The following is a 7,973-nucleotide window of genomic DNA, read 5'->3' as shown; positions in this document are numbered from 1 at the left end:
GAGACAGGCACAGACATCGGCGATCCTTGATGCTTGTCCATGAAATCCGCGAAGTCCAGAAGGATGCGGGCCGCGGGGCTCATGAACCGGGCAAGTTCCTTATTGTTTGTCTTGTCGTAGATAGACCCTGCCGAGGAAGGCCGGCTCGCCGGAGCGCCGGCCGCCCAATGAGCCTGCCACCAGCACGACAAGCGTCAGCAAGTACGGCAAAGTCATCATGAGATAGACAGGAACGTCGGCGCCTATGGCTTGTAGTCTAGGCACAAGCGCATCCGCGCTTCCGAAAAGAAGCGCACCCCAGAGAGCTCGAGCCGCGTTCCAGCGCGAAAAGATGACGAGCGCAACGGCAATCCAGCCGCGCGACGCGACCATTCCCTCCACCCAGACATGACTTGTGGCGACTGAGAGATAGGCTCCGGCGAGACCACAAAACAGCCCGGACGCCAGGACAGCCCCGAACTGAACCAGTTGCACGTCGATACCCGCGACATCCGCGGCGGCCGGGTTTTCCCCGACGGACCTCAACCTGAGGCCATGTCGGCTTTTGGAAAGCCACCACCAGAGCGCGCCGACCAGGATCGGCAGCGCCAGCGTAACCGGGTCCTGCACCGCGAAAATGCGGCCGAATGCCGAACCGCGGTCTATCCCGAAGAGGTCGCCAAGTGTGGAAATGCCAGAAAAGGTCTTCTGCACGTAGGGTCGCCCCACGACCCCGGTGATGCCCAGTCCGATTGCGACGACGGCTAGGCCGGCGAGCGTATGATTGGCGCGCAAGGCGACTGTCGATATTCCAAACAGCAGAGCGAGAGCCATCGCGGCCGCTGAGCCGGCGGCAAGACCAACCCAAGGATCGGCTCCGGAAAGCACCGTCATCGCGCCGGTCATGGCACTGATCGCCATGAGCCCTTCCGCTCCAAGATTGAGAACGCCGGCTCTTTCGCAGATAATGAGGCCGAGGCTCGCCAGCAGCAACGGTGCCGCATAGCTCGGAATGATGGCAATCCAGCCGATCAGAAAATCCATGCAACTGTCCCTTCCTAGTTCTTGGGCCGTTTGAGCGAATAGGAGCTGAAGAACTGCGCCATCAAAATCGACATCAGTACCGCGCCTTGCATCAGCACGATCATCGCTTCGGAGATCGAATAGAAAACCTTCAGGACATTCCCGGCGGTGAACACCGCGCCGAGCGCGAAAGAGATCACGACCACCCACAATGGCTTCGCGCGGGCCAGGTAGGCGATCACGATCGCGCTGAAGAGATAGCCGTTGCCGACGGACTGGTTGAGGCGGTGCTCCGTCCCCGCCACGATCATCATGCCGGCAACGCCTGAGAGAGCGCCGGAGAGCAGCACGAGCCCCACGGCTATGCTGAGCACCGGCAGGCCCGTGGCGAGCGCGGCCTTGGCGTTGAAACCTACAGCATCCGCGTAGAAGCCGACCCGGCTGTGTTCCATGACGAACCAGATGGACAATGCGATAACGGCGACCAGGAAGATTCCGGCATGCAACTGCCCCCATCCCAGAACGAGAAACCAGCTCGCCTCGGGAAAGGTGGCGGTCACGGGAAAGCTGTTGGAAGGGTCTCTCCAGACCCCGAACAGAAGATGCTGCACGAGCAGAAACGCGACGCTTCCCAGCAGCAGGGTCGAAATAACCTCGTTAACGCCCCACTTGAGTTTCAGAAAAAGCGGAATCGCAATCCAGGCGGCTCCCGCAAGCGCCGCCAGAACGAACATCGTCGGCAACCTCAGCACTTCAGGCCCGCTGCCGTTCAGCGCCACCCAGGTTGACGCGATCGCGCCGAGCCATAGCTGGCCCTCCACGCCGATGTTCCAAAACCGCACACGCATGGCAACGCCGGAGGCGAGGCCGACTAGCACCAACGGTAAAGCGGCCGTCGCCGTCTGGGAGAGGCCGTCCGAGGTCAGAAAAGTTGCAATCAGGAACTCATCCACAAGAGCGCTTGCCGGCACGCCCGCATGCACGAGCAGCACCGCCGAAACCGTCAGCCCGACCAACAGTCCGCCAACATAACTGAGACTGGTCAACAAGAAGCCGGGATTTTGCCTGCGAACAAGGAAAGCTGTGTCAAGCATGGCCTGCTAAAAGGCCTCCTATCCATTCAGGCGTGACGTCGCCGGTCTGACGGCAGCCGGCGATCCTTCCTCTGTTCATGACGGCCACCCGATGGGACAGGGACATGACCTCCTGGAGATCCTCGCTGATCAGAAGGCAAGCCGCGCCGGCTTCCACAGCTCTGCGGATCGCCGATCGGACGAACTCGGCCGCTTTCATGTCCAGCCCGCGAGAAGGGGAATGCGCTATGAGAACCTTCAGGCCGTGATCGAGCTCCCGCGCGAGCAACACTTTCTGCGCGTTTCCTCCCGAGAGCAAAGAGGCCGGCCGTTCCGGCGTCGCGCCGCGGATATCGAACGCATCGATGGCCTCGGCGGCCTTCTCGCGCATCGCCCGCCGGCTCAGGAGAAACGGGCCGCCGAAGCTACCGCTGGCGACGGTCGTGAGCGCGAGATTGTCGGCAATGGAAAGCTCCCGGATCAACCCGCTGTCAAAGCGGTCGGAGGGGATGACGCGCAAGCCGGCCTCGCGGCGCTGGTCTGGCTTGGCGGTGGATATGTCCTGGCCATCCAGTACGATCGCGCCGGCGCCGGCACGGTCGAGTCCGAGAAGGCAGGCAACGAGTTCCTCCTGCCCGTTCCCGCCGACGCCGGCGATGCCAAGGATTTCGCCTACATGCAGCTCGAACCCGAGATCGTTCAGGCTTTGCCCGTGAGCGGTCGCCCGTGCGGAAAGCCTTTCCACGCTCAGACACACATCACCCGGCCGAGATAACGGCCTGCCCGCAACCGTCAAGGCATCGCCGACCATCAACCGCGCCACCTCCGCTTCGGTGACGTTCGCAACCCGCGCACCCTCAAGTACGGTCTCGCCGTGCCGCATGACCGTTACCCGGTCGCAGAAAGCGGCAACCTCCCGGAACTTGTGCGTGATCAGAACCACGGCGTGACCTTGCCTCGACAATCGTTGGGCAAAAGAGAGGAGCGTGCGCGCTTCCTCGTCGGTCAGCACCGCCGTCGGTTCGTCCATGACCAGAATTCGGGCGCCCAGAAGCATGACCTTGATGATCTCGGCGCGCTGGCGTTCGGCGATCGAAAGATTCGCTACCAGCTTGTGCGGATCGACGGGCAGGCCGATCTCGCTCGACTTGGCGGAAACGATCGCCGCCGCATCGGTCAGCGTTTTCACAGCAGCCTTGCGGCCGAAGCCGAGGAGAACATTTTCGGCAACCGTAAAACTCTCGACCAGCCGGAAATGCTGATGGACCATGCCGAGACCGGCGGCGGCGGCTTCCAGCGGGCTGCGCAAACTGATCGCTTCGCCGTCGATCGATTGGTCGCCCCCGTCTGCTACATAGACGCCGGCCGCCACGTTCATCAAAGTGGACTTGCCTGCACCGTTCTCACCGACAATGGCATGCACCTCCCCCCATTCGAGACAGAAGGACGCATCGCGGAGCGCGGCTTTGCCGTCAAACGACTTGCCTATGCCGCGCATCAACAGAGCCGCCGGCGTGCCCAGCGGTCGTCGCATGTCGCCCGCTTGCTGAAGCGCCGTCGTCATTACTTCGCCGGCATGGTGCCGATGACACCGTCGACGAAATAGTCCATCGACCAGAGCGCCGCATCGTCGACCTTCCCGCCGACATCGACAACGATGGTGCCGTCTTGCTTTTTCAGAGGGCCCTGGAATGGATCAAGCTTGCCGGCGATGATCTCCTGCTTTGCTGCTTCAACCTTTGCCTTGGTCTCCTCGGAAACCGAGGGGCCAAAAGGAGCAAGATCGACCACGCCGGTTTCAAGGCCTTCGAAAGCGCCGTATTCCTCGGGTTTCCAGTTGCCGTCGATGATCTCCTTGATCGTCGGCACAAGATATTTCTCCCAGCGGAAGATGACGGAGGTCTGGATCGTCCGCGGCGCGGCATGCGACATGTCGAGCTGAAAGCCTATCGAAGGAACGCCTGCCTTTTCGGCGGCGTCGAGCGCCGAGGTCGCGCTCAGATTCGTGGCGAGCACGTCGGCCTTCTGGTCGAGAATGGCCTGGGCGATCTGCCCTTCCTTCACCGGGTCCCACCAGGAGTTGGCGAAGACCGCGACCGTTTCGATCGTAGGATCGACCGAACGGGCCCCGAGTGCAAAACTGTTGATATCCCAGTTCACCACGCCGACCGGAAAGCCGGCGAGGATGCCGATCTTCTTCGTCTTCGTCGCCTGTCCTGCCGCGATGCCTGCAAGGTACCAACCCTGGTAAGTGCGGGCATAGAAGCTTTCCATGTTGGCCCCATTCTCCGTGCCCGAAGCACTGAGAAACGCCACATTCGGATAGGCTTTGGCCGCTTCGGCCATTGGGGCGCTGTAGCCATAGGTGGTGCCGATTATGATGTTGAAGCCGCGCTTGACGTAGAGATCGATCGCCGCGCGCAGCTTAGTGGCCTCTTCCGGTATGTTCTCCGTCACCGAGACGGGCACCTGTAGCTGTTCCTCCAAGGCCTTGCGGCCGGCCTCGAGGGCTTCGTTCCATCCGCCGTCTTGCGCTGAACTTGCGTAGATGAACGCGACCTTGGGCGCCCCTTCCAGAGTAAAGGCATAAGCGCCGGACGTAGCACAGAATACGAAAACCGTGGCCGCCGCCGCGAACAGGCGAACTGAGTCGGACGGCTTCGTGTTGCGCTCTTTCATTTCGTGGTTCCCCTTGTTTTTCTTTGATTTTCTCAGCCGGAAGCACGCCGCGCCCATGCAGCTTCCCTGCACGGTGACGATTGCCGCCGGAGCGTCTTTTTTGATTTGGCAAAAGCGAATTGGCTCTTGTGCAGTGCATAACAGCCGATTACGTTCGTTCATGCAACAAAAATAATCATGCTCATTTTTTGGGCACTTTGTGCAGAAATGTGAACGATCAAATGAACACCGATGCTCTGGCATCATTTGTAAAAATCGCGGAACTGCGGTCATTGTCGGCCGCGGCGAAGTTGTACGGCCTGCCCAAATCCACGCTCAGTCTCCGGCTCAAGCAGCTTGAAGACGATCTGAAGGTCGCTCTGTTCGAGCGCTCCGGCCGTGTCCTGTTGCTCACGGAAGCAGGGCAAACCCTGCTCGGGCACGCGCGGCAGATCCTGCAAAGCTGCGATACGGCGCGGGCCGCCGTGACGGAACTGAGCGACGACGTGACCGGAACCTTGCGGATCGGCGCCACGGGGGAGTTCGGCACGGCCTACTACACGCAGATGCTCATGGCGTTCAGAAAGCTCTACCCCAAGGTGGAAATCGAACTCACCTTCTTTTCGCCGCACGTTCTCTACGCGCCAGAGAGCCTCGATATGCTCGACGCCGTGATTTCATGGGACGAAGGTATCGAAGTCGGCAAAACGCTCCCCACCGCAAAATTCGCACTCTTTGCCAGCAAGAGTTATGTCGAGCGTGCCGGGATGCCACAAAACCCCGCCGATTTGGCGGAACACCAGGGCATTGTCTATCGCACCTCGGCGGGCCTGCAGCACTGGCGGCTACAGAAAGGTACCGCGCAGGAAAGTATCTTGCCGCGCAGCAACCTGATCGCCAACGAATACTGGACTATCAAGTACTTCGCCGTTGCGGGCGAGGGCATTGCCTATCTACCGCACTTCTTCACCACGATCGAGTGTGAACGCGGCCACCTCATTCCGTTGCTCGACACATGGGAGTCCGCGGAAAAGCGGGTCAGCATCCGCATATCGCGCCCGCACGCCCCATCGCGTAAGATGACCGCGTTCATGGATGTCTGCGGCCGCTACTTCTCGCCCGGCTTCGTTTTCACGGGGCCGCGCTACTACGTCGAAACAATCTTCGATGCAAGCCAGCAAGAAAAGGGAACAGAAAAATGAAGGTCCTTGAAACCGGTAATGGCGCGCGTGCAATGAAAGGGGGAGGGCTCGACCCGCAGCGTGTCAGCTTCGACAAGATCCCGATCATCGATCTCGAGCCCATGTTCGCAGGCAACGAGGCGGCCAAGCGAAAGCTCGCCCAGGAACTGCGCAAGGCCTGCACGGAAGTCGGCTTCCTCTATATCAAGAACCATCACGTTCCGAAGGAGGTCATCGATGCCGCGTTTGGGGTGGCGGAGGTGTATTTCGCCGAATCCGACGACGTGAAGATGGAGAATCACGTTTCCAATTCAAAGAATAATCGCGGTTATGCGGCAATATTGGAAGAGAATACGGATCCGACCGCGCGCGGAGACCTGCACGAATCGTATGATATTGCGCTGGATGTGCCAGCCGACGATCCGGACGTGAAGGCCGGCAAAGTACTCTACGGTCCCAACCAGTGGCCAGCGGGCAGGCCGGAATTCCGAACGGCACTGGAAGCCTACCATGCCGAGATGCTGACGCTGAGTGGCCACCTGCTCCATGCCTTTGCTCTGGCTCTTGGGTTGGAGGAGACATATTTCGACCTGCTGGTCGGCAAGCCGCTCGCAACTTTGCGGGTGCTCCACTATCCACCGCAGTTTGGCGAGATCGATGACCGCCAGATCGGAATTGGGGCGCATTCGGACTATGAGTGCTTCACGATCCTGGCCCAGAAGGATGGTATTTCAGCCTTGCAGGTACTGAATGCAACTGGCGAGTGGATTGCGGCCGATCCCGTCCCCGGCTGCTTCGTCGTCAATGTGGGAGATCAGATGGCGCGTTGGACCAATGACCTTTTCGCCTCGACCGTCCACCGCGCGGTGAATCGTTCCGGCAAAGAACGCTATTCGATCCCGTTCTTCTTCGGTCCAAACTATGATGCCGTGATCGAGGTGCTTCCCAGTTGCATTGATGAGGATCATCCTGCGAAGTACCCTCCGATCACGTCGGGCGAATACGTCAACGGCCGCTTCAAGGCGACATTTGCGCACTATGCCGCGCAAAGCGAGGCCGGCGCCGAAACCGCGGCTTAAGCGGATAATCCTGTCATGCGCGGCCGCTCCTGTGGCCGCGCGTCGCATACCCGCCGTCCGTTGACCGAGATCAATATGATAGCACCCTCGATGGGTAGCGTCGGGTTAACTGGTTAGCCATGGCGTCACCAGAAGAACCCATTTCGGTTTGACGGTGGATGTGGCTAATTTTTCGGCTTTGAGGGCTTGGTGGAGCGCGGTCTTGCCGATTTGGGCTTTGAGCAGCAACGGAGCAGAAAACCTGCATAAGGAAGTCACGGCTCGTCGTCCGGGTCAGCGGTTTTCGGATCGCGTGGCGGGCCTCGGTTTCGGCTATGGCCGCGGCAAGGCACAGCCAGTCGGCGATGCTGAGGGGGGTAATGTTTTCAGGGGGCATTTTGCCGGTGCCAAAATGGATGTCGCTCATGGTCTTACCCCTTGATGGTTGCGCGAGTGCTGAAGGTGAAAGTGTGGAGGGAGCACCACCGCCCGAAGCTGCGGCCTGGCCTCCCCACAAGGGGACCCTCAAGGGGTAGATCGGCCACCGCCCTTAAATCAGCTTCTCCAGCGTGATCGGCAGATCCCTGATCCTCTTTCCCGTCGCATGGAATACCGCGTTGGCAATCGCCGGCGCCACGCCGACAATGGCCAGTTCGCCAACGCCCTTGCCGCCGAGCACCGAGGAATGCAGGTCGGGGATGCCGACCGAGATCACCTCGATGTCGGGGATGTCGGCATTGGTCGGCACGAGGTAGTCGGCGAGGTTGTCATTGACGATGCGGCCGTGGCGGCGGTCGACGATGCCTTCTTCCAATAGCGCCTGGCCGATGCCCATGATGATGCCGCCCTTCCATTGGCTTTCGGCAAGTTTCGGGTTGTAGAGCCGGCCCGAATCCAGCGCCGACACCACACGCGATACACGCACCGTGCCGAAATCCTCGTCGACGCGCACTTCGATGAAATGCGCGCACCAGGAGTGGCGGGAATAGTCGCCCTCGGTG

General features: G+C 60.5%; 8 protein-coding genes. 2 read left to right on the top strand and 6 right to left on the bottom strand.

From position 1 onward, the window contains the following. Positions 1 to 99 precede the first annotated feature (99 nt). Genes EN994_RS10120 through EN994_RS10105 form a run of 4 tightly spaced genes read right to left on the bottom strand, consistent with a single transcriptional unit; the run spans position 100 to position 4,916 of the window. Positions 100 to 1,023, bottom strand: a complete 924-nt coding sequence (locus EN994_RS10120) for an ABC transporter permease (RefSeq protein WP_063168591.1) — start codon at positions 1,021 to 1,023, stop codon at positions 100 to 102. Positions 1,024 to 1,037: 14 nt separating this feature from the next. After that, positions 1,038 to 2,096, bottom strand: coding sequence for an ABC transporter permease (locus EN994_RS10115; RefSeq protein ID WP_013530695.1), 1,059 nt, complete (start codon positions 2,094 to 2,096; stop codon positions 1,038 to 1,040). Continuing rightward, entirely contained in the window at positions 2,089 to 3,639 is a 1,551-nt protein-coding gene (locus EN994_RS10110; RefSeq protein ID WP_082826499.1) for an ABC transporter ATP-binding protein, read from the bottom strand. Before EN994_RS10110 ends, EN994_RS10115 begins: the two co-directional genes overlap by 8 nt. Continuing rightward, entirely contained in the window at positions 3,639 to 4,916 is a 1,278-nt protein-coding gene (locus EN994_RS10105) for a BMP family ABC transporter substrate-binding protein (RefSeq protein WP_164747194.1), read from the bottom strand. Before EN994_RS10105 ends, EN994_RS10110 begins: the two co-directional genes overlap by 1 nt. Before the next feature lie 59 nt (positions 4,917 to 4,975). Between EN994_RS10105 and EN994_RS10100 the strand changes: the two genes are divergently transcribed. Both EN994_RS10100 and EN994_RS10095 read left to right on the top strand, forming a co-directional pair. Further along, positions 4,976 to 5,935, top strand: a complete 960-nt coding sequence (locus EN994_RS10100; protein ID WP_127307515.1) for a LysR family transcriptional regulator — start codon at positions 4,976 to 4,978, stop codon at positions 5,933 to 5,935. Continuing rightward, a complete protein-coding gene (locus EN994_RS10095; RefSeq protein WP_063168589.1) occupies positions 5,932 to 6,993 on the top strand; it encodes a 2-oxoglutarate and iron-dependent oxygenase domain-containing protein in 1,062 nt (353 codons plus the stop codon). Before EN994_RS10100 ends, EN994_RS10095 begins: the two co-directional genes overlap by 4 nt. 70 nt (positions 6,994 to 7,063) lie before the next feature. On the opposite strand, the gene EN994_RS10090 is transcribed toward EN994_RS10095, so the two are convergent. Next, a complete protein-coding gene (locus EN994_RS10090; RefSeq protein WP_127224178.1) occupies positions 7,064 to 7,399 on the bottom strand; it encodes a hypothetical protein in 336 nt (111 codons plus the stop codon). Positions 7,400 to 7,522: 123 nt separating this feature from the next. Beyond that, positions 7,523 to 7,973, bottom strand: a 451-nt coding sequence (locus tag EN994_RS10085) for a molybdopterin cofactor-binding domain-containing protein (RefSeq protein WP_164745854.1), incomplete at its 5' end; no start/stop codon positions are given.

Origin of the sequence: Mesorhizobium sp. M7A.F.Ca.CA.002.09.1.1 (assembly GCF_003998555.1) — a bacterium.
Taxonomy (GTDB): Bacteria; Pseudomonadota; Alphaproteobacteria; order Rhizobiales; family Rhizobiaceae; genus Mesorhizobium; species Mesorhizobium ciceri.
The sequence above is the reverse complement of the archived record's forward strand: the minus strand, read 5'-3'. Positions and strand labels throughout refer to the sequence as shown.